Source organism: Gottfriedia sp. ABJ_BB2_2 (assembly GCF_055484705.1).
Genome location: NZ_JBVFKR010000003.1, coordinates 276,096 through 297,315, shown reverse-complemented (window position 1 = coordinate 297,315; position 21,220 = coordinate 276,096). Strand labels below are relative to the sequence as shown.

Annotated in this window: 22 protein-coding genes and 1 pseudogene; 3 read left to right on the top strand and 20 right to left on the bottom strand. The window is 33.5% G+C overall.

Features of this window, described 5'->3' with window-relative positions; all coding sequences use genetic code 11:
* Positions 1 to 127 precede the first annotated feature (127 nt).
* Together ACX6U0_RS10085 and ACX6U0_RS10080 are read right to left on the bottom strand one after the other, a co-directional pair.
* Positions 128 to 1,345: an MFS transporter gene (locus ACX6U0_RS10085; protein ID WP_464959818.1), complete on the bottom strand. Its 1,218-nt coding sequence runs from the start codon at positions 1,343 to 1,345 to the stop codon at positions 128 to 130.
* 593 nt (positions 1,346 to 1,938) lie between these two features.
* Positions 1,939 to 2,556 carry a sterol desaturase family protein gene (locus ACX6U0_RS10080; RefSeq protein ID WP_464959817.1) on the bottom strand — a complete coding sequence of 206 codons (618 nt, stop codon included), beginning with the start codon at positions 2,554 to 2,556 and terminating at the stop codon, positions 1,939 to 1,941.
* Positions 2,557 to 2,762: 206 nt separating this feature from the next.
* Here ACX6U0_RS10080 and ACX6U0_RS10075 point away from each other — a divergent pair, with 206 nt between their 5' ends.
* A complete protein-coding gene (locus ACX6U0_RS10075) occupies positions 2,763 to 3,071 on the top strand; it encodes a hypothetical protein (protein WP_192602638.1) in 309 nt (102 codons plus the stop codon).
* 17 nt (positions 3,072 to 3,088) lie between these two features.
* A pseudogene (locus ACX6U0_RS10070) lies at positions 3,089 to 3,188 on the top strand (DUF2975 domain-containing protein); the annotation flags it as partial.
* Between the two features lie 111 nt (positions 3,189 to 3,299).
* Here ACX6U0_RS10070 and ACX6U0_RS10065 read toward each other — a convergent pair.
* From ACX6U0_RS10065 to ACX6U0_RS09980, 18 genes are all read right to left on the bottom strand, one after another.
* Complete coding sequence (locus ACX6U0_RS10065) at positions 3,300 to 3,752, bottom strand: RDD family protein (protein WP_464959816.1); 453 nt, start codon at positions 3,750 to 3,752, stop codon at positions 3,300 to 3,302.
* 705 nt (positions 3,753 to 4,457) lie between these two features.
* The gene (locus ACX6U0_RS10060) at positions 4,458 to 5,288 is read right to left on the bottom strand and encodes an energy-coupling factor transporter transmembrane component T family protein (RefSeq protein WP_464959815.1); all 831 of its coding nucleotides are present in this window, start codon (positions 5,286 to 5,288) and stop codon (positions 4,458 to 4,460) included.
* Positions 5,288 to 6,991 (bottom strand): ABC transporter ATP-binding protein, encoded by a 1,704-nt coding sequence (locus tag ACX6U0_RS10055; protein WP_464959814.1) that lies wholly within the window; start codon positions 6,989 to 6,991, stop codon positions 5,288 to 5,290. Before ACX6U0_RS10055 ends, ACX6U0_RS10060 begins: the two co-directional genes overlap by 1 nt.
* Before the next feature lie 84 nt (positions 6,992 to 7,075).
* Positions 7,076 to 7,633: an ECF-type riboflavin transporter substrate-binding protein gene (locus ACX6U0_RS10050; protein WP_464959813.1), complete on the bottom strand. Its 558-nt coding sequence runs from the start codon at positions 7,631 to 7,633 to the stop codon at positions 7,076 to 7,078.
* Positions 7,634 to 7,669: 36 nt separating this feature from the next.
* Positions 7,670 to 8,512: an SAM hydrolase/SAM-dependent halogenase family protein gene (locus tag ACX6U0_RS10045; RefSeq protein WP_464959812.1), complete on the bottom strand. Its 843-nt coding sequence runs from the start codon at positions 8,510 to 8,512 to the stop codon at positions 7,670 to 7,672.
* 217 nt (positions 8,513 to 8,729) lie between these two features.
* Positions 8,730 to 9,404 (bottom strand): ABC transporter ATP-binding protein, encoded by a 675-nt coding sequence (locus ACX6U0_RS10040; protein WP_464959971.1) that lies wholly within the window; start codon positions 9,402 to 9,404, stop codon positions 8,730 to 8,732.
* 5 nt (positions 9,405 to 9,409) lie between these two features.
* On the bottom strand, positions 9,410 to 10,498 hold the full coding sequence (locus tag ACX6U0_RS10035) for an ABC transporter permease (RefSeq protein ID WP_464959811.1): 1,089 nt from the start codon (positions 10,496 to 10,498) through the stop codon (positions 9,410 to 9,412).
* A gap of 73 nt (positions 10,499 to 10,571) precedes the next feature.
* Positions 10,572 to 11,954: a sensor histidine kinase gene (locus tag ACX6U0_RS10030; protein ID WP_464959810.1), complete on the bottom strand. Its 1,383-nt coding sequence runs from the start codon at positions 11,952 to 11,954 to the stop codon at positions 10,572 to 10,574.
* Positions 11,951 to 12,628: a response regulator transcription factor gene (locus ACX6U0_RS10025; RefSeq protein ID WP_464959809.1), complete on the bottom strand. Its 678-nt coding sequence runs from the start codon at positions 12,626 to 12,628 to the stop codon at positions 11,951 to 11,953. Before ACX6U0_RS10025 ends, ACX6U0_RS10030 begins: the two co-directional genes overlap by 4 nt.
* A 583-nt stretch (positions 12,629 to 13,211) precedes the next feature.
* Positions 13,212 to 13,391: a tudor domain-containing protein gene (locus ACX6U0_RS10020; protein ID WP_087998854.1), complete on the bottom strand. Its 180-nt coding sequence runs from the start codon at positions 13,389 to 13,391 to the stop codon at positions 13,212 to 13,214.
* 5 nt (positions 13,392 to 13,396) lie between these two features.
* Entirely contained in the window at positions 13,397 to 13,693 is a 297-nt protein-coding gene (locus ACX6U0_RS10015) for a ferredoxin family protein (protein ID WP_087998853.1), read from the bottom strand.
* Positions 13,694 to 14,989 carry an FAD-dependent oxidoreductase gene (locus tag ACX6U0_RS10010; protein WP_464959808.1) on the bottom strand — a complete coding sequence of 432 codons (1,296 nt, stop codon included), beginning with the start codon at positions 14,987 to 14,989 and terminating at the stop codon, positions 13,694 to 13,696. It abuts the gene before it with no gap.
* Positions 14,973 to 16,013, bottom strand: coding sequence for an electron transfer flavoprotein subunit alpha/FixB family protein (locus tag ACX6U0_RS10005; protein WP_464959807.1), 1,041 nt, complete (start codon positions 16,011 to 16,013; stop codon positions 14,973 to 14,975). Before ACX6U0_RS10005 ends, ACX6U0_RS10010 begins: the two co-directional genes overlap by 17 nt.
* Entirely contained in the window at positions 16,014 to 16,841 is an 828-nt protein-coding gene (locus tag ACX6U0_RS10000) for an electron transfer flavoprotein subunit beta/FixA family protein (protein ID WP_464959806.1), read from the bottom strand. It abuts the gene before it with no gap.
* Between the two features lie 453 nt (positions 16,842 to 17,294).
* Positions 17,295 to 18,149, bottom strand: coding sequence for a VOC family protein (locus tag ACX6U0_RS09995; RefSeq protein WP_464959805.1), 855 nt, complete (start codon positions 18,147 to 18,149; stop codon positions 17,295 to 17,297).
* Positions 18,146 to 18,505: a DoxX family protein gene (locus tag ACX6U0_RS09990; RefSeq protein ID WP_464959804.1), complete on the bottom strand. Its 360-nt coding sequence runs from the start codon at positions 18,503 to 18,505 to the stop codon at positions 18,146 to 18,148. The genes ACX6U0_RS09995 and ACX6U0_RS09990 overlap by 4 nt, the downstream gene beginning before the upstream one ends.
* Before the next feature lie 370 nt (positions 18,506 to 18,875).
* The gene (locus ACX6U0_RS09985) at positions 18,876 to 19,325 is read right to left on the bottom strand and encodes an RrF2 family transcriptional regulator (RefSeq protein WP_464959803.1); all 450 of its coding nucleotides are present in this window, start codon (positions 19,323 to 19,325) and stop codon (positions 18,876 to 18,878) included.
* 206 nt (positions 19,326 to 19,531) lie between these two features.
* Positions 19,532 to 19,735, bottom strand: a complete 204-nt coding sequence (locus ACX6U0_RS09980) for an alpha/beta-type small acid-soluble spore protein (protein WP_087998846.1) — start codon at positions 19,733 to 19,735, stop codon at positions 19,532 to 19,534.
* Between the two features lie 320 nt (positions 19,736 to 20,055).
* Here ACX6U0_RS09980 and ACX6U0_RS09975 point away from each other — a divergent pair, with 320 nt between their 5' ends.
* Positions 20,056 to 21,096 carry an LLM class flavin-dependent oxidoreductase gene (locus ACX6U0_RS09975; RefSeq protein ID WP_464959802.1) on the top strand — a complete coding sequence of 347 codons (1,041 nt, stop codon included), beginning with the start codon at positions 20,056 to 20,058 and terminating at the stop codon, positions 21,094 to 21,096.
* The last annotated feature ends 124 nt before the right edge of the window (positions 21,097 to 21,220 follow it).

Below are 21,220 nucleotides of genomic sequence, written 5' to 3'. Positions count from 1 at the left end.
TTGAATACATTTATATAAATTGAAATTGATTTTTAAATCAAGAAGTGCAGTTTTTAGTATTCGTAATTCCTATATAAATATGTGAGTTCAACCTTGATACCTTAAAAAAGAAACTCAAAGCATCAACCTAAATTGATGCGTTTGAATTTCTCTCAATTGTAATATTACCTTCCTTCACCTTCAGTATCATAAAGAACGAAACGATAATAAAGAAACCTCCATATAAAAACATAAATTTAAAGCCAATCATATCCAAAATGGCTCCTAAAAGTGGTGGCGAGACAATATTTGCAATTGAAGCAAATAAATAATATAAACCTGTATATGTCCCAATAAAGCCCGCTGGTGCCATCTCAGCTAAAAATGGATATGAATTAATATTTACCATTGCCCAAAAGCATCCCATTACAAAGAAAACAATCCGAATCGTAGTGATATCTTTCAAGAAAAACAATACGCCAAATCCAACAATGATGCCGATTATCCCAATGATAATACTTTTTTTCTTTCCAATCTTGGTTCCAATAAAGCCCGCTGGAATCGCAAATATTAAAAAGGCTAATGAGATAAACGCAAAAGAAAATGATGCAGCACTTACCTTAATGCCTAAATAAACTTCTCCATATCGAGTAAAAAATGTTTCAATTCCATTAAAACCAATAAACCAACTGAGGATTGCAAGTAAGAGGAATAATGCATTTTTGTTTGCAATTGCCGATTTAAATCCTTCTTTTAAATTCACTTTTTCTTCTGCTTCTTCATAATTGATGACGTCTCTTTTTTCTTTTATAAAATGAAACAAAATGATAAAACTAATGAGCATTAGAGAACCTGCTAAATAAAAAGGAAAGCCCTCATTTAAATCCCATAATATTGAGCCAATAAAAAAAGCAATGAGCGCTCCAATACCACCCATAAAATTAATAATACTATTTGCTTTGCTTCTGTGTTCTGTTCTTGTTAAATCCGGCATAAGTGCAATGACAGGGGAACGGAATACACTCATGCTCAAATTCATAAAAACAATAAAAAATACTAGTAGCATTAGAGATTGGTGGAAAGGGATCAATAGGGTGAAAAGTGCTGCAAGTGGCATACCAATCATTAAAAATGGCATTCTTCTTCCAAACCGAGTATTTAAGCGATCACTGTATACGCCTACTGCCGGTTGTAGAAATAAAGCAAAATAATTATCAAATGTCATGATAAAACCAATTAATGCTGAAGAACCGATATAGTCACTTAATATCTTCGGCATAAAGGCATTATAGACTGACCATGTTAAACTAATAGCAAAAAATCCAAATCCAAGAAACAAGATTTTCCGGTAATTTAAGTTATTCATTTACATCTCCTAATTTTAGAATAACCTTCAGTATGTTGATCAGGTTTAAGGCAAAATAAAAATCTAAATTATTCCCCATACTAATATGTATAGTGAATACATAGTCCAATTATTTACATTTTTTGATATTTATCATAAGTTTAATGATTTATTAATGTTCTTTATAAAAGTGTTCTAAAATACTTCGATGTTTTAAAAGAAGATTGTTGATTTCCGCTGCAGATGCTCGCTTTCCATGGGGCGTGAGAGTTGAGCCTCCTGGGCCCACAGGATGTGTGTCAAGCATGCGTTACGACAGGACGTCGTGTGTTTAGCATGCCTTCCTTTTCGCGTCTGTGGGGTCTCAACATTCCCGCATTTCCCATAGGAGTCGAGCACCTTCCACTTCAATCAACTTCTTGTAAGACTTTCTTTTTTTAGAGACTAGAAACTATAATATTTGAATTATGTATTGGGTCTTCCCTTTCTCCATTTCCCTCCTGTGAAGTCTCACCTCTCACTCGTTTCATCTTTATTAATAACTAGTAGAACTTTAAATTCCAGTAAATGTGTAAAAAATGACAAATAAAAAACGCCATTTGAGGCGTTTTTTACTACATTCTTTCTTCTAATGATTTTGCAGTTGCGCTTGTTTTTACTTCTTTTTCATCCTTTAGTGTTCCAAATATCCCATCAAAAATAGGAGTTGATACACCATACCAATAGTTCTCATTTTTAAAATGATGTAGTATGTGAAGCTTTTTAACATGGCGACCTAATTTCGTTTTTGGTTTAATTGGTCGATGTGCGACATAATGTTTCCATTCGTAAACAAGTAACATCATTACCAAGCCTGCTCCAAAAGCAGATGTTAAGGTAAGATCTTGAGTTACTAAATAAAAAATAACACATAAAGCACCTAAGTTAGGGATGCTATACCAAATTGGTAAGAATAATAGCTTTAAATCATCTGGGTACGTATGATGATCATAATGAATGCGCTTTAAAAATTTAAGAAATAATTGGTTTTTAGGTACCTTTAAATGAAATAAAAATCTGTGGGTTACATATTCACTAAACATAAAGAATACTAAACCTGCAATAAAGATTAGAAATACAGTCCATGAAAAGTGAAAACCAACACTATAAATAAATCCAATTGCAAAAATGATGCCCATTACTAAAATGTCAAAGTGTAGAAAAAAATCTTGATATAATCCTTTACTCTTCATTTCTTACCCCCGTGTTTTTTCTCCCTTTTAATAAACGGAACTTAAAGTGTTATTTATCAAAATAATATTCAATGTAAAGACAACAAATTCCTTTTTACATCATAACCTTTCCTTCTGAACAATGATATTTCTATAAAATTGAATAATCAATTGTTCAGAGAAGATAATATGAAATAGAACAAATTTTGAATGTAAGGGAGATTGTAATGGAAAAAAGGAGATATTATGTTTCAGTACAAGCAAGAACAATGGTTCCTAATCAAGGTGATGCACCATATGAACTTGAAATAGATGCAACTGAAGATGAAGCAGAAAGACTGGGAAGAATTTTTGATGAAATCGATAAGTACGATGAAGCTTTAGGCGTACAAACGGCATTTATTGCACCAATCACTGATATGAATCATGAAAACAAAAATGGTTATGATTATTTTCTAAAACAAGCATATAAATTAATTTATGATTTAGGGTCAGAAGAAACGAGAGAACATATACATAGCATGCATATTTTATGATTAAAAATGAAGATCGACTCATTATCATTTTTGCTTCATTGGTTATCGCCGTTTTTGCTACGATTCTCCAACGGCTTCTCCAAGAAGCTTAAGTCAGAAAATAATTTGACTGTCTAATATGAAAGCATGTCAATTAATATTCATATTGCGTCGATAGAGAAAAGAAGGAACAGCTTAATTGCCATCCCTTCTTTTCTTTTTTGCTGTAATTTACTCTATTGTTCTCACTTACACATCAATTACTTTCGTTTTAGCAATCATATCGTGAATTGTTTTTTTATTATGTCTAAAAATTAACAAAGGATCGATAAAAGCTATCACGTTGATAATATACGAAATGATTGGCAAAGTTATTTGACCAAAAAATAAAAACACCGCTCGAAGTAGCATCGTCACCAAATCAACTTCTACATCTGAATCTTTTACAACTGCAATTTTAATCCAACGTTTCCCAAGTGTCTGACCCTTCCATACAAATGTAGGAATAATAACATTAAAAATCAGAATGCTCAGTATCGAGATCAAGAAAAACTTTACATTAAATGTGTCATTAATAAATTCAGATGTTGAAATTCCCGTTAAGAATGCCATTAGAATGAAAAATAAAAAAGTGATAAATGCATCAATCAATACGGCTAAAAGTCTGCTAGATCGACTTGCCAAATGTAAATCAGTATCCATTGTAATCCCCCTTTTAGAATAAACATATTCTTAAAATAATCTATCTATCTCGTAAAATAAACAAAAAATGTTTTTCAAGTGTGAAAAAAGAGCAAATTGACTAAAAAGCAATTTAGAAATTAATTTGACCTAAGTTACTCGAATTCTTAGGAGTTGTTAGAATGATGAGCTTCACGTAATGCGAGATACTTAAAAGGAATACAGGATGAATTAATTTTAATATCTTTAATATCAAAAGTTTTTAGATATTAATCTCAGTTTAAGAAAAGGAATGGAACGCAAGGATGTTCGACTCCTACGAGTTTGGTACAAATGAGACCCCATTATTTCGAACAGGTTGAGACACATCGCCCCTCACAAAAATGAGATTATATACCGGAAATCCTTGGATGAACTATTTTATTATCTTTAATTTAAAGTTTTTAATTACCACTCTCTTTTAATAGGAACAAGATTGGAACGTAAGGATGCTCGACTCCTATGGGAGCTGTGGGACAGCTGAGACCTACAGACGCGAAAAGGAAGGCATGCTAAACCCACGACGTCCTGTCGTAACGCATGCATGACCCACATCCTGTGGGCCCAGAAGGCTCAGCGCCCGCCCCATGGAAAGCGAGCATCCTGGAGTGGAAATCAACAAACTACTTTAACAAAGAAAAAAAGAAGTTAACTCTTTTTGACTAAACTTCTCCTATTTTAAACTTATTAAAGAAAAGGATTATAAAATCGATTCCCATCATGGAATGTAATAACGAGTGACCCCAAAAAGAGTATTCCTATAAACAAAAAAGTGACATAGTCTCTCATTTCAAAATTTTTTTCATTATACCAAGTTCGATAGTTTTTACTACCAAACCCTCTTAATTCCATCGCCGAACTGATAACTTCAATTCGATTCAAGCTTGAAAAAATTAAAGGCATTAAAATTGAAACAGAATTAACGATTCGCTTCCATAAATTTTGTTTGTTCGATAATTCCAACCCACGAGCTTGTTGTGCAAATGAAATATCTTGATAATCTCGTTGCACATCAGGTATATAACGCAATGCAATTGCAACTGAGTAAGCAATTTTGTAGTGAACACCTATTTTGTTTAACGAAGCAGCAAACTCACTAGGATTTGTTGTGACAATAAATAAGATCCCAACTGGAATAACCGTAAGATATTTCAAATTAATATTAAATTGATAGAATAATTGTTCTGATGTCATATATACATTTCCAAAAATATGAAACAAATTATGTCTTGTCCCATAAATTTCTACACCTTGATACGGTGCAAAAATAAAGGTCATTAAGCTATTAAACACCATAAAAAACAAAATAAAATAAAGTACAAAAGAAACTTGCTTAAACGCTATTTTTGAAACTTTAAAACAGAAGATACCCATTAGAAACATTACTAATAGAATTCGAGTGTCATATGAAACCATTGCAGCTGTAGACCACAATATAAAAAAGATTAATTTTGTTGCACCTGTTAATTCATGAATAAAGGAATCTTTACTTATATAAGAAAGCATTGGATTGTTCATTAAACTCGAACCCTCCGATCGTATTCAATGAATTTATGTACAAACTCAACTGAATTGGATATATTTGCTTTTTGAGCCAACTGCTGTAATGATGTTTCTTTTAAATTCGCTTGTTTTACGATTTCTGCATTCGTTAACACATTAGCTGCTAAATCGTCTACAATGATTTTTCCGTCTGAAAATACAATTGCTCTTTTTGTATATTCAAGCATTAGATGCATATCATGAGTAATAAAAATAATCGTCATGCCTCTATTCTGAAGTTCCTTTAGAAATTCCATCATTTCATTATAATGTTTGTAGTCTTGTCCTGCGGTTGGTTCGTCTAATATGATTATATTCGGATTCAGTACAAGCACACTTGCGATAGTTACCCTTTTCTTCTGCCCAAAACTTAATGCAGAAATTGGCCAGTTTCTATATTCATATAAGCCACATACCTTTAAGGTATTCATCACTCTTTCTTTTATTTCTTCTTGTGAGACACCTCTAAATTTCAGGCCTAAAGCTATCTCATCAAAAATTGAAGTTTGTGAAATCATTTGGTTTGGATTTTGAAGTACAATACCAATATATTCAGCGCGTTCTTTTATCGATAACCCCTTCATATCTTTACCTTCAAATAAGATTTGTCCATTCGATGGCTGATAAAACCCACAAATTAATTTTGAAATAGTAGATTTTCCAGCTCCGTTTTTCCCAACAATACTTACCATTTCACCTTTATTTATTTTAAAAGATACATTATGAATGATTTTTTCATTCTGCCTGTAACCAAATTCAATCGATTTTAGTTCTAGCACAGCTTCCTCATTTTCTAAGCTTTTTAATCTGTCTGAATGTTGAAACCAACTTGTTAATTGATCAATATATGAATCTATTTTTAAAGAATCAATATTTTTGGGTTCAGATTCAGGGGTAATCTTACATCCTGCATACTTTAGAGCCGTGATATAAAGAGGTTCACGTATCCCTATGTTTTCTAGTAAGTTGGCACTAAGACATTCATTAGTACTAACATCTGCTAGTATTTCACCCTCATTTATGACAATAATTCGATCAATATCAATTTGAAGAACTTCTTCTAATCGATGTTCAATAATAATAACCGTACTATTCGTTTTTTGATGAATATCTTCAATTAATTCCATCGCAATTTTTCCAGTTGCTGGATCCAAATTCGCTAGAGGTTCATCAAATAATAATATATTTGCTTGATCTACCATCACCCCACCAAGCGTTACTCTTTGCTTTTGTCCCCCTGATAATTGGTGTGGTGAAGAATGTAGATGCCGATCAATCCCGACCATTTTTGAAATATCTTTCACTGTCTCAATCATTTCAGATTGATGTACACCTGTATTTTCTAATTTAAAACCGATATCTTCGGCGACAGTTAATCCAATGAATTGCGCATCTGGATCTTGTAATACGGTACCGACATGCTGTGACAACTCAAAGATTGATTGATTTTTTGTTTCTTTACCATTTATTTTTAAGCTTCCACTGATATCCCCTTCATAAAACGATGGAACTAAGCCGTTTAAACAATGTGAAATCGTACTTTTCCCTGAACCTGATGGACCAACAATTAATATTTTTTCACCTTCATAGATGGTTAGATTAATATCTTTTAGTGTTGGTTTGGACTGGGCTTTGTATTGAAACGAAAATTTAGTAAACTCAATCATTGCTTTTTTCAATTTCATCTTCCTTTAATCAATAAAATTTTAAGTTTTGGTTCATTTATATGAAAATGAAAAAGGTCGGTGAGAGATTTCCACCGACTACATATCCTTTGTTAAGCTACCTTGTTTTGGTCTTGCTTTCGCATAAACTGTTAATAATATCGTTCCTAAAATAGCAACAGTTACAATATTTGATATACCTGCAACGGCACCTTGAACAAATACCTTATTAACCGGTTCTGAATAAATTAAAATATCTAAAACTGGTGCAACAACAAACCAAGCAAGTGCGTTTGCAATGACTTGAATCAAATTAAATTGAATGATTCCTTTATTACCGAACTCGCCATTTTGAACCTTGATATTTTTAGATGCCAGACCAATAATCAATCCAACAATTGCTGATGCAATAACCCAGCTAAACCAAGGAGAACCATAAAAAATTGCATCCTTTAATGTATGACCAATTAGCCCTATTAATAATCCAGCAAGTGGACCATATAAAACAGCCATTAGTGCTAAAAATGCATATGCAGTTTCAATATTAGTATTAGGAACACCAGTTGGTATTGAACCGAATCTTCCTAATATAATAAACACTGCTGCTCCAATTCCAATCGCAACAATTGTTCTAATCGACAAATTATTATTATTCATTCCACACTCTCCCTTTTTTCTTTCTATCTCTATTTTTTAATTAGAAATCTTGATTGAAATTGTCCAGTCAATTCCTGTTGAAATACCATATTCATTAGTAAATGATCCTTGATTAACAGCAACCGCCATTTGATCGAGACTGTTAACATAAAGTATCGGTTCACCAATATTTACATCGGCAAATGACTTTCCATATTTAACCAGTTTATGAAACATTTTTTCTCCTTCATTTTCAATCGAAATTTCAACTGTATCTCCATAATTTGCACCTAGACTAATAAACTCTGTTCTTCCAATATTTGTCCATATGCTTCCATATCGAATATCAAGAATATCAATTGTTCCATTGATTATATTGTTTTCTCTAGAACATTCTTTTGTCGGTAGTTTTATGTATGAATTTGTAGCTACTTCTGGTCCAATATTTTCGAAGTCGATTATCCCAGAAGCTAATCGTGCTCCGGTAAATGCAAAAATATCTCTTCCATGAAATGTATAACTCTCACTTGAATTAGGTAATCTATTTATTTCTTCATCAATGACTCTCAGCTGACTAATTCCTTCATTTTTTGCGATATGAGTCAATGTTCCATTATCAGGTGTAATGATGTAATGATTTGAATTCGTTCGTGCTACGACGCTTCTTCGATCTGAACCAACACCTGGATCGACTACTGAAACAAATACTGTTCCAACCGGCCAATAATTCATTGTTTGAACCAATCGATAGGATGCTTCCCAAATATTAAATTGAGGAATATCATGGGTTAAATCGTACATCTTTAAATCGTGGTTCACACTACAAGCAACACCATACATAGCACTAACTGCTCCGTCTAGCAAACCAAAATCAGACTGAAATACCAATGCGTTACCCATCTACACACCCCTATTATTAGAATATTTAAAATTAAATATAAATTCTATTAATTTATTAGTCAATATAAAAAAGTATTTATGATTACTATATATTTCTTTCATATTTTGCATTCCATTTTTTTCTGAAAAAAAATAAAAAAGATATAGTAAGAAGCTACTATATCTTTAAAATATTGTTACATAAAAAGCTAATTTTTATTCTAAAACGAATTAAACCTTATTTCCTTTCTGTTAGCCTCCCATTTTCGATAAAGATCACTCGATCGCATAAGTCTAACATGCGTTGATCATGCGTCACCATGATAGCAGCTTTATTTTGTTCTTTCACTTCATTAGCGAGCATTTCAACAACCGTTCTGCCACGCTCAGCATCTAAACTTGCAGTTGGTTCATCTGCGAAAATAACTTCTGGATTATTCATAAACGCTCTTGCGATTGCTACTCTTTGTTTTTCCCCGCCTGATAAATTTTCTGGATGGTTCATTTTACGATTTGATAAGCCTAACCGCTCTAATAGTTCATCAGCTTTTTGATCAGCTACAGATTTTTGTCCACCAGCTAATTCACTAATTAATAACAGTTGATCTTTAACTGTTAAATACGGCAACAAATTGGACATTTGAAAAATGAAGCCAATCTTTTTTAATCTAAATTCAGTTAGTTTAGAAAGAGGAAGCTTACTAATTTCTATGTTATCTATCAATAATCTACCACTACTAGGTGATAGTAAAGCACCAGCTATTGAAAGAAATGTACTTTTCCCAGACCCAGAAGGACCGACAAGTGCTACAAGTTCACCTGATTTCACTTGTAGTGATACTTGATCTAGTACTTTTATGGAAGATTCTCCATCTTTATAAATTTTACTAATATTCTCTAGTTCTAGTTTCATACTCATTAATTAGCCCTCCCAATCGCTTCAACTGCATCGATTTTTGTAATTCGGTATAAGGATAATAATGATCCAACAAGTGCTACGACTAGAAATAAGAGTGAACAGCCTACAACTAACTGTAAGTTATAAACAAATGGCATACTATTTGGTAATATTTTTGATAAACCGTAAGTTAATAAACTACTAATGAAAAGACTTCCAGCCGTCAGAACAAGAACTTGAGAAACAATATTTTTTGCTAAATAACTTGTTTTTGAACCGATCGCTTTCAATACACCGAATTGGTTAATCTTTTGAATCGTAATCACATAAAAAAACACTGCTAATACAAACGCTCCAATGATAAATAGAAATGTAATCATCATGAATAATGAGCCTTGTTCTTCCTTGTAGCCTGGAATTCCTTTTAAAGCTTCATTTTTTTGAATGACTTCTACACCAGCTATTTTTTCTTCTAATTTTTTTGCAGTTTCAGAATTTGTATTTAGCGCAATTGCATTAAAACCTTGTTTGGAAGTATACATCATCGACCATTCTGTAAAATTCAGATGAATGACTGGTGTGTGACTAAATGATTGATTTTCTGTAAAACCGACTACTTCAAACTCCTTGCCAGAAATTTGATCAATTATTTTGTCACCTATTCGAATTCCATCATCTTTAAATGAAGCATCAACCACTACTTCAGATTTTGTATCCCGATTGATCATTCTACCTTCAAGGAGTTTTGGTTGGAGAAATTCATTTGTATTAATTGCGAAAAATGAAGCATCTATTTTTTTGGATACCCCATCCTTCATTACAGTAGTCATTTGAATACCTAATGGAGTTGCATTTTTTTCACTAATATATTTTTGCACTTCATTTAAATTTTCATTATTTAACATTGAATGACTCAAACGTTTATCAGAACCCTTTTGAAGAACGATATAATTTGCTTTCATTCCTTCAATTGACGAAGCATTATCAAAAGACAATCCTTTTGCCAGCCCAGTTACAAATAGAACGAGTAATGATATCAGAATCATAATGCAGCTTATCAATAGAAAGCGAAATTTGGCATGTTTAAATTCTCTTAAAGCAAGAAACATCAACTATTCATCTCCTTTTCTTATTACTCTTTTGAGTATAGAAATGGAAAGTGAACAGAAGGTGAACAGTTCATTACAATTGCGGAATTTTAATGAAAAACAATGTTCCTTCATTTAATTTACTTTCAACATGTATTTCTCCATAATGTAATTCAATAATTTGTTTCGTAATGGCTAACCCCAAACCAGTGCTTGATTCCTTACGAATTCTTGCTTTATCAGCAATAAAGAAACGATTAAATATAAATGGAAGGTCATTTTCTGAAATGCCAATACCAGTATCTTTTATCTCGATTGTTACCATCCCATCTTCGCTAGAAAGTCTTACCGAAACTAAACCGCCTTCTTTATTAAACTTAATGCTATTCATAATTAAGTTTGTCCAAGCTTGATGTAGCAAATTTTTATCAGCAAATAGTTTCGTTGGAGCTAATTCCATTTCAATTGCTAAATTTTTCGTACGCCAGCTCCATTCATTTGTTATAACTACTTGTTTGATTTGTTCAGAAACATCATATTCCGTTTTTTGCAATATTTCTTCCTCTTTATCTAATGAAGCTAATACTAATAATTGCTTACTCAATAAAGACATCCGTTTACTTTCTTTTTCAATAATCGCTGAAAATGTTTTTCTTTGTTCGTCAGATAAATCATCTGCTTGTAATGATTGTGAAAAGCCTTGAATTGACGTTAACGGCGACTGAAATTCATGAGAAACATTTGAAACAAACTCTTGGCGCATTTGTTCAATTTGATCTAATTTTTTTGTCATTTTCGTAAAATGATTGGCAAGCTTTCCGATTTCATCTTTTCTTTTAATTTGTAATCGAATCTTATATTTACCTTCAGCGATGATTTTAGTGGCTTCTGTTAACTTTACAATTGGTTTTACAATGTAACGTGTGCTAATGAATACCATTAAAATACTTAATAGAATTGTTAGGCTTAAAATGATTGAAAATAAAATTCTAAGCTCACCAAATTGGAGCTCCACATTTGGTCTTAAAAAAAGCGCATAATGATGATCCTCGCTCTTAATAATTGGAACGCCAATTGTATTAACAACTGAATTATCGAAAAATCCCGTCACGAACCAATTTGTAGGATATTTAGCTATACCATGATAAACTTCTCCATTTAATACTGATTTCACAGTTGTTTCATCCAATTGACTATTTCGAAAAGACCCACCGTAAAAAGACTGTCTCTCATTCTCATCTACTAACAAAACTTGATAACCTAAGTCTCCAATATTTTCTAAATAGTCTTGGATCGTTAAACTAGGATTCTTTTCATAAAATGATTTCACTTCATAAGCCATTTTTGTTAACTTTTGATCGTTAAAAGGCTTCAGTTTGTAGTGATAATAGATATTTGATATTAAAAAGGACACTAAGCTACTAAAAATCATGACAAAAATAATCGTCATTACAATTCTTACATATAGTGTTTTCACTTTTTCGTGACCTCCAATTTATAACCGACGCCACGTACAGTTTTAATGAAAAAATCATCTGTTAAATTTGAAAAACGTTCTCTTAGTCTCTTAATATGAACATTAATTGTCCGATCATCACCATCGAAATCAGCACCCCAAATTAAATGAATTAATTCCTCGCGAGTGAATATTCTGTCGGGATAACTTGCTAATTGTGATAATAATTCAAACTCTTTCATAGGGAGCATTAACAGCTTACCTTTACAATATATTTCATAGCTTCTACGATCAATTATCGTTTCATTAAGATGAATTTGAGTTGCATTTACCATTGTAAAACGTCTTAGTAATGCTTTAATTCGGAACAATAATTCTTTCGGCTCAAAAGGTTTCGTTACATAATCATCCGTTCCAACCTTGAATCCTTTTTCCTTATCTAATAATTGATTTTTTGCGGTTAGTAAAATAACCGGAAAATCATAATCATTTCTAATTTCCTCACAAAGCTCATAGCCATCCTTATTCGGCATCATGATATCAACAATCGCTAGATTTACTTGTTGCTCAGAAAGCAATAATGAAGCCTCTTCTCCATTTGACGCCTCTAATGTTGCATAGCCCTCAGCTTGGAGATAATGTCTTAACAATTCTCTAATATGCGCATCATCATCAACTATTAAAATTTTTATCATAGAAACCTCCGTTTTTCCCTTTTAAAAATAGGCTGTTTTTCTTATATAAAGTTGGTAAAAGATTGCGTTAGTTGATTACAACTTTGTCTATTTCGGTTTAATTTCACAAAGCAACAATCTTTTAGAAACAAACTAAAAAATAAAAATAAATCTAATTCCTTATGTTAGTACGCCCTTCTAATTTAATTGATAATATAATCCAAACTTAACTTCTACGATCAAAAGATTGTTGTTAAATTCATGATATGTAAGTCAATAATATACTTTTTGTTTATCAATGGTATTTTATCAAAATTAAATAAAATGTGTAGTATAACCCAATAAAAATCCTTCTTCACTCGAAGAATGATTTCAAATACATGAATAACATTATTTATTTCTTATCTTTCCTCCAAAATTTATAAATACTGATGTGTTATCTTAATTTCAAAACAACGAGACTATTATTGCGATCAATCAAAAAAAGGACTACCTAAGCAGTCCCATCATTTTTCATAATGTACTAGTCTATTATTTAACTAGTAATCTCAATAACCAAAATTTATTTTTAGCGATAGGCAGTTCCTTTCAATAAAAGAAATATTTACTTAGGGGTAAAAAGTTGAATTAGTTCTGCACAACTAATCTTTTTAAGTAGCTCTTTATTTGCCCAGCTAACAACACGGTCTTCCCAAGCGACTAAGCATTGATTGTCTTTAGTTTCCATAACAGTACCGACAGCACCATCTAAACTAAACATCACATAATTGCCAATTGCGAACATTGCAATCACCCCAGTCTAAAGATAATTCCGTGCCCACCTTTCGGGTATTCCCATTTAATATTTTGATGAGGACATCCAATTCTACAACTTCCGCATTCATGACATCCTTCATATCCTACATGCATTCGAATATTTTCCCATTTATAGACTTCTGCTGGACAGAATATTGTACAGACCTTATCAGGACATTTTGTTAAACAAATATCCGAATCTAGTACTGTTAAGTGCGATTTTGTATCAGCATTAAAACGAACGAGATATTGTTTTTCCTCAATTGTATGTTCTTTCTTTGTCTCACTCATTTATTTCATCACCTTCCATGCTTTATATACATCTTTCGCAAGTTTATATTTAGATTTGACCCCTCCCAAGTCGCTCATAATTTTCTTTTGTTTTTCCCATTTAGATTTACCGTCAACAGTGAACATTTGACTTGCAGATTTGTTAAGTAGAGGAATATATTGCTCGAAATATTGAGGGAATTTATCAAAATGATGAGTAGCATCTTTGTATTTTTTCAAATCTTGACCAACAAAGCTATCTAGTAATTTATTAGCATACGATTTTAAGACACTTTCTGTATACTGACCTATTTCTTTTGCTTCAATAATTGTTTCGGCTGCGAGTCTTCCTGAAGTCATTGCCATATTAGAACCTTCACGGTGAATCGCATTTACTAATTGTGCAGCGTCCCCAATCACTACTACACCATCGGCGACTAATTTTGGAATTGATTTATATCCACCCTCTGGAATTAAATGTGCCAAATATTCCTGCGGCTCACTTCCTTGGATATATGGGCGAATCATCGGATGTTTTTTGACATACTCTAAAAGTTCATATGGTTTTATTTTATGTTCAATCATACCCGAAAGTAATGTACCGACTCCAATGCTTAATGTATCTTTATTCGTGTATAAAAAGCCTGTTCCAACAATACCTTTTGTAGCATCCCCAAACAACTCTATGGCACAACCTTGATTTCCTTCTAAGCCAAAGCGGTCCTCAATGATTTTGCTATCGAGTTTGAGTATTTCCATTGTCGCTAATGCAACCTCATCTGGTCTCCATTCTTTATGAAAACCTAGTGATTTTCCTAATAGAGAGTTTACGCCATCAGCCAGCACGACCACATCTGCATATAAATCACCATCTGGTCGATCTGTTCTAACACCGACAACAGCACCATTTTCTACGATACATTCTAATACGACCGTTTCATTGATTAGTAATGCGCCTTGCTCTACTGCTTTTGAAGCAAACCACTGATCAAACTTCGAACGAAGCACCGTAAAATTGTTATATGGCTCTTCAGCAAATTCCAACCCTTTATACCCAAATGTAGTAGCTGATTGTTTATCTAACATCATGACACGTTGTTCAACGATTACTCGTTCTATTGGTGCTTCCTTCCAAAACTCAGGGATTACGTCTTCCATCATTTTGCGGTAAAGAACCCCACCCATTACATTTTTAGAACCTGGATACTCTCCTCTTTCAATAAGGATTACATTAACACCATTTTTAGCTAGCTCGTATGCACATGAGATTCCTGCTGGTCCTGCTCCAACGACAATTACATCAAATTTTTCCGGCATGGTCGTGATTTTCCTCCTTTAAAGAAAAGCTTTCTTGGAATTGTTGAATTAAAAGTGGAACGATTTCGAATGCGTCGCCTACAATGCCATAGTGGCACGATTGGAAAATTGGTGCGTCTGGATCTTTATTAATTGCAATAATGAGACCTGAGTTTTGCATTCCTACAATATGTTGAATCGCACCTGATATTCCAATTGCAAAATAAATTTTAGGCGTAACTGTTAAACCAGTTTGACCAACCTGATGATGGTGCTCAACCCAACCTGCTTCGACTACATCTCGACTTGCACCAACAGCTGCACCAATTGATTCTGCAAAAGTCTTGATGATTTCAAAGCCTTCTCTACTACCAAGTCCTTTTCCACCTGCAACAATAATGTCTGCCTCATCAATCCGAACTTTCTTCGTTGTTGCTCGCACAATTTCCAATACTTTTGTTCGAATATCTTCTTCTTTTAAATCGATTTCTTCTTCGATCACAATTCCTTCAGCACCAGGATTAGGAGATAACGCTTTCATCACTTTCGGACGTACAGTTGCCATTTGCGGACGATACTTCTTACATAAAATAGTCGCCATGATATTTCCACCAAACGCTGGTCGACTTGCTAATAATAAGCCCGTATCTTCTTCAACATCTAAGACTGTCGTATCTGCAGTTAAACCAGTTGGTAAGTCTGTCGCAACAGCACTTGCCAAATCCTTTCCTTTCGAGGTTGCTCCATATAATAAGATTTCTGGCTTGTATTTGTTACTACATTCTAATACTGCCTTCATAAAAGATTCCGTTCGATAATCTTTAAAAATAGGTTGATCATATACGTAAACTATATCTGCACCATATTCGAACAGTTTAGGGGCTAATGATTTCACATCATGACCAATTAAAATCCCTGCAAGTTCGCAGCCTCGTTTTTCTGCTAATTGCTTTCCTGCACCTAATAATTCCAAAGAAACTGGTGCGATGACTTTGTCATTTTCCTCAATAAATACCCATATACCTTTGTAATCTGAGAAATCCACTTATACCCCTCCCTTCACTTCAAATAATTCCTTCTTGTCACTTAAAACCTTCATTAATTCTGCTACTTTTTCAGTTGATGTACCTTCAAAAACTGTTCCGCCCTTTGCTTTTGGCGGAGCCCAAACTTTTGATACAATCGTCGGTGAGCCTTTTAACCCCAATTGTTTGATATCCACATCTTCTAAATCTTTAACTGCCCAAATAGTTGGTTGATATTTAGCAGCTTTTATCAAATTAGGTAATGAAGAGTATGGGACTTCGTTGATTTCTTTTTCAACTGCAAATAAACAAGGTAATGTTGTTTTTATAACCTCATGGCCGTCCTCTATTTTCCGATGAACAATCGCATAACCATCTTCTTTATTTATCTCATGAACTTTTTTTACAGAAGTTAAAGGCGGGATATCAAGTCGTCGAGCTATCCCTGGCCCAACTTGTCCAGTATCACCGTCAATTGTCATTTTTCCACAAACGATTAAATCAATTGGTTGAATTCCCCCTATTTTTTCAATCGCTTTCGTTAAGGCATAGCTTGTCGCTAAAGTATCTGCTCCAGCAAATGCTCTATCTGAAATCATATAACCTTCGTCAGCACCAATTTCTATACATTTTCGGATTGCCTTCACAGCAGGAGGAGGGCCCATTGTAATAACTGACACTGTCCCACCATATCTTTTCTTCAATCGAACAGCTTCCTCAACTGCATGCGCATCGTATGGATTCAAAATTGCAGGCGCACTTGCCCGGTCCATCGTATTGGTTTTTGGATTCATTTTAATGATTTTTGTATCAGGAACTTGTTTAATACAAACTACAATATGTAACACTTAGTTCACTCCCCTTTATCTTCCCTTCACCCTTAGCTAGTAAATGTACATGTATTCAACTATATTAATTTTTATAAGGAAATATGATAGAAGTAAGAGTTAGTTTTAATATTTTGTTATGGTAAATATAAAAATTTTTCTTAATGGCTTACAAGTGTCTCTACTTTTTTCTAGCAAACTTGTATGGTAAAAAAAGTATTCGTCGATTTCCACTACAGGTTGCTCGCTTTTTGTGGGGCGTGCGCTGAGCCTCCTAGGCTTTTCCTCCTGTGGGGTCTCAGCTGTCCCGCTACTCCCACAGGAGTCGAGCCACCTTCCGTTCCAAACATCTTCTTAAAATAAGTACGAATCAAACATAAAAAAAAACAATTTTGAGATTAAACTTTAGTCAAAATAAAAAAAGACATTTGCGTCATTACTCGCAAATGTCTCTTGATATAAATAACAATATATTTAACCGACTAGTATTTGAATAGTATTGCCTGATGGATCTTTCGTGTAAGTAATTCCATTTTCTTCAAATACTATCGCACTGATGTTTGTTAATCTATTAATGGCATTTGTTTTTTCTTCTTCACTTGGATATAGCAAAGTATAATGATGTAATCCTACACTGTTTTCAAGTGGACGAGATCCACCAGCGCTATGCCACGTGTTAAAGCCTAAATGGTGATGATATTGTCCTGTTGAGACAAATAAAGCTTGGTTGCCGTATCTAGTTACTACATCAAATCCTAATCCTTCGCAATAAAATCTTTCTGTACTTTCTAAATCTGAAACTTGTAAATGAATATGTCCCATAATGGTTTCTTGCGGTAGACCTGTGAATTTTTCCTCACCAGCAAGTGAGAGTAAGCCCTCTACATCAAGGCGACGACTATCCATTACAACCTGTTCATTTTGCCAGCTCCAGCCTTCGTGTGGACGATCTGCATATATTTCGATTCCATTCATATCAGGATCGGCTAAATATAATGCTTCACTCACTAAATGATCAGAACCGCCTTGTAATGGATTTCTAGTTTCTATAAAATGTTTTAACACAATACCTAGGTCTTTTCGTGTTGGTAAAAGTAAAGCAAAGTGATATAAACCTGTATTTCTATCATTTCTTGGAACACTATTTTCGATCTGTTCTAATGTAATTAATGGCTTAACCCCATCAGCAGTTAATCTAGCTTTAGTCGTTGATTCATCTAAAATACGTAGTCCAATTACTTCTTGATAGAATGAAATTGAACGTGATAAATTAGATACTTTTAATTCTATAGTTGGTGCATAAACTTGTGGCTTCACATGGAAATTCACTTTACATTACCCCTTCTAGATAATATTACAATTATTGTTAACACTAACAAAACAAATGGTGCTATTGCAACATTTAAGTCTTGACCTGCACTAAGATGAGTGTAAACTGCTCCTGCCATAATCACTGCTAATCCAGTTGATGCAAGTGTAGCAATATTAGATTTCCAAAAGCCTACAAAAAGACCAATTGCACCGAGTATTTCAAATGACCCGATTAAGTACATAAATCCTTTGGAATACCCATATACTTCTTTAAAATCATGTAACATTTGGGTATTGCCACTTAACTTAACAGCCCCAGACATTATAAATGCAACAATTAATACTACTTGTAAAATGCGAATTAACCATTTCATTTCATTCTCCCCCTTTTAAATATTTATAAACTACTAATTGTATACTGAACTCAAAATAAGAACAGTTATAAGCATACATCATATAAAACTGATATAGTATTCAATAACACATACCTTGTCTAATTTTCTGAAGATTATGATTCCCTATCAGTTTACCTAGTTTTTAAGTTCAGTCATCCATCAAGTGTTCTTAACTTAAGTACAGTATACTCGATAACTGTTCTCGTTTCAAGTACATTTTTAATGTAGTGTATTATTTCTATTTTGAAAAAACCATAATACATTCTATTTTTGGCAGTTAATTCAAGATTCTCTTACATTTCAAACACTTAAAATAAAAAAATATCGCACATGAATTTGTACGATATTTTTATATCGATTCTAAACTTTTATGATTAGCTCGTTTTACAAAGTCTGCTAAAGTGTAATTACATAAGAAACCAAGCATATGATCCTCAGCCTCAATAGCGAAATCAGAAAAAACATTATTCATTACTCGTCCGCTTGAACAATCTGAAGTTGATTCGATTAACGCTGTTGATAAAGGTTCAGTCATTTGCAATGCAAGATACACTTCTTTAAGAGTGATATCCTCCGGTGATTTCGCAAGTAAATAGCCACCATCTCTACCTTCTCTAGCTTCTACAATTTGATCTTTTACTAAAGGAGCCATAATTCTTCTCATGAATGAAACACCAGAACGAATATGTTTAGCAATTGCTTTACTTGGAGTGACACCATCAGTTGTAGCTAGTAATACCAATGCTTGTATCGCAAATCCGAACCATTTCGGAGTAACTGAATTTTTACAATTTGACAATTTAATCACCTACCAGTGACATTATTATCTCTTGTTTCATAATGCCTTGCAAGTAAATAGTCGTTTTCGGTAAATTTTATATTAAAAATCATTCTTCTTGAAGATGGTTATCCAGTCAACACCAATGTACCCCAGAGAAGAATCCTAGGATCTTTTGTAACATGGCATAAAAAAAGATGGAGATTTTCATCTCCATCTTTAATTATTTATCGAGCATATCCGCCTAAGCTTTGCTCAGCCATTTGAACTAAACGCTTTGTAATCTCTCCACCAACTGATCCATTAGCACGAGATGTTGTATCCGGACCTAATTGCACTCCAAATTCAGAAGCTATTTCGTACTTCATTTGATCAATTGCTGATGAAGCGTTTGGTGAAACATATTGATTTGATGATCTTCTGTTTGCCATGTTGTCGACTCCTTTGTTTTTTGGATGCTCTGATGTTTTATCAGATTAAAGATAGTATGATTCAGTTAAATTATTCTATACATATATTTACAAATTTTTTTTCTTTTTCCAAATTTACTTTTTGTTGCCATTCATAAATGTAAAAAGCATGATTTTATAAAAAATTTATGTAGGTTCAAAAACTTGTACATTCTATGATTATTAACTATAATTCCTGTATACTGTATAAATTAACAACACAGTTTAAATGAAATAATATATATATCCATGTAAATAAATACCAAAGTACACAAGAAGTTTGTACGAAGGAGGAGTATAAAATGGCAACGAATAGATTTCAAGATAAAATTGCAAAACAATTACACGAAATACCGCTATCAGTATTAGATTTAGCCCCTGTGGTTGAAGGTAGCACTCCTGCGGTTGCATTTAAAAACAGTCTGGATTTAGCAAGACATGCTGAAAAATTAGGTTATTTACGCTATTGGTTCGCAGAGCATCATAATATGCCTGCAGTAGCAAGCTCTGCAACATCTGTAGTAATCGGTCATATTGCAAGCGGGACATCCACTATTCGTGTTGGCTCAGGTGGGATCATGTTACCAAATCATCCACCATTAGTAATTGCGGAACAATTTGGTACTCTTGAATCACTTCACCCGGGTCGTATCGACCTTGGACTTGGCCGTGCACCAGGAAGTGATATGTTAACAACGAGGGCTTTAAGACGTGATTTACGAAGTGGAGAAGATTTCCCTGCACAACTTGATGAATTAAGAACTTATTTTGATCCATCACTTGGAAATGGCAGTGCACATGTTCAAGCAATTCCAGGCGAGGGCTTGAATGTACCAATTTGGTTATTAGGTTCAAGTGGTTTTAGCGCACAATTAGCCGCTGAACTTGGCCTACCTTTTGCATTTGCAGCTCATTTTGCACCAGACTATACAGTTCAAGCTATGCAAATCTATCATAACTATTTCAAACCTTCGGATGTATTAGATGAACCATATGCAATGATTGGTCTTAACGTGGTAGTTGCAGATACAGACCAAGAAGCAAAAAGACTATTCACAACGCAACAGCAATCATTCTTAAACTTAGTTCGTGGTGGTAAACCTGCTTTACTTAAACCACCAGTTGATACTATGGATGATATTTGGAGCCCATTCGAAAAACAAACACTTGAAAATCAAATGAGACTGTCAGCAATTGGAAGTATTGAGACAGTAAAAGATAAACTACAAGCAGTATTAAATATGACTAAGGCCGACGAAATCATGGTGAATGGTTCAGTGTTCGACCATTCTGCTCGTCTATATTCGTATGAATTATTGAAAAAAGCTGCAGAAATGAAATGATAAAAAAGTAACTCATCTTCCTTTGAAGATAAGTTTTTTGTCGTGTCAAACACATTAATTTAATAAGGCTGCTTTTTTCAATGTCAAAAGTGCGAAAAACTCATTTGTAAACTGAACGACAAAT

Excerpts from the sequence above, each read along its gene's own strand:
- ACX6U0_RS09975 (WP_464959802.1), top strand. The coding sequence starts at position 20,056 with ATGGCAACGAATAGATTTCAAGATAAAATTGCAAAACAATTACACGAA.
- ACX6U0_RS10085 (WP_464959818.1), bottom strand. The coding sequence starts at position 1,345 with ATGAATAACTTAAATTACCGGAAAATCTTGTTTCTTGGATTTGGATTT.
- ACX6U0_RS10010 (WP_464959808.1), bottom strand. The coding sequence starts at position 14,989 with ATGCCGGAAAAATTTGATGTAATTGTCGTTGGAGCAGGACCAGCAGGA.
- ACX6U0_RS10040 (WP_464959971.1), bottom strand. The coding sequence starts at position 9,404 with ATGAAACTAGAACTAGAGAATATTAGTAAAATTTATAAAGATGGAGAA.
- ACX6U0_RS10050 (WP_464959813.1), bottom strand. The coding sequence starts at position 7,633 with ATGAATAATAATAATTTGTCGATTAGAACAATTGTTGCGATTGGAATT.
- ACX6U0_RS10035 (WP_464959811.1), bottom strand. The coding sequence starts at position 10,498 with ATGTTTCTTGCTTTAAGAGAATTTAAACATGCCAAATTTCGCTTTCTA.
- ACX6U0_RS10080 (WP_464959817.1), bottom strand. The coding sequence starts at position 2,556 with ATGAAGAGTAAAGGATTATATCAAGATTTTTTTCTACACTTTGACATT.
- ACX6U0_RS10025 (WP_464959809.1), bottom strand. The coding sequence starts at position 12,628 with ATGATAAAAATTTTAATAGTTGATGATGATGCGCATATTAGAGAATTG.
- ACX6U0_RS09990 (WP_464959804.1), bottom strand. The coding sequence starts at position 18,505 with ATGAAATGGTTAATTCGCATTTTACAAGTAGTATTAATTGTTGCATTT.
- ACX6U0_RS10020 (WP_087998854.1), bottom strand. The coding sequence starts at position 13,391 with ATGTTCGCAATTGGCAATTATGTGATGTTTAGTTTAGATGGTGCTGTC.
- ACX6U0_RS10045 (WP_464959812.1), bottom strand. The coding sequence starts at position 8,512 with ATGGGTAACGCATTGGTATTTCAGTCTGATTTTGGTTTGCTAGACGGA.
- ACX6U0_RS10065 (WP_464959816.1), bottom strand. The coding sequence starts at position 3,752 with ATGGATACTGATTTACATTTGGCAAGTCGATCTAGCAGACTTTTAGCC.
- ACX6U0_RS09980 (WP_087998846.1), bottom strand. The coding sequence starts at position 19,735 with ATGGCAAACAGAAGATCATCAAATCAATATGTTTCACCAAACGCTTCA.
- ACX6U0_RS10075 (WP_192602638.1), top strand. The coding sequence starts at position 2,763 with ATGGAAAAAAGGAGATATTATGTTTCAGTACAAGCAAGAACAATGGTT.
- ACX6U0_RS10015 (WP_087998853.1), bottom strand. The coding sequence starts at position 13,693 with ATGAGTGAGACAAAGAAAGAACATACAATTGAGGAAAAACAATATCTC.
- ACX6U0_RS10060 (WP_464959815.1), bottom strand. The coding sequence starts at position 5,288 with ATGAACAATCCAATGCTTTCTTATATAAGTAAAGATTCCTTTATTCAT.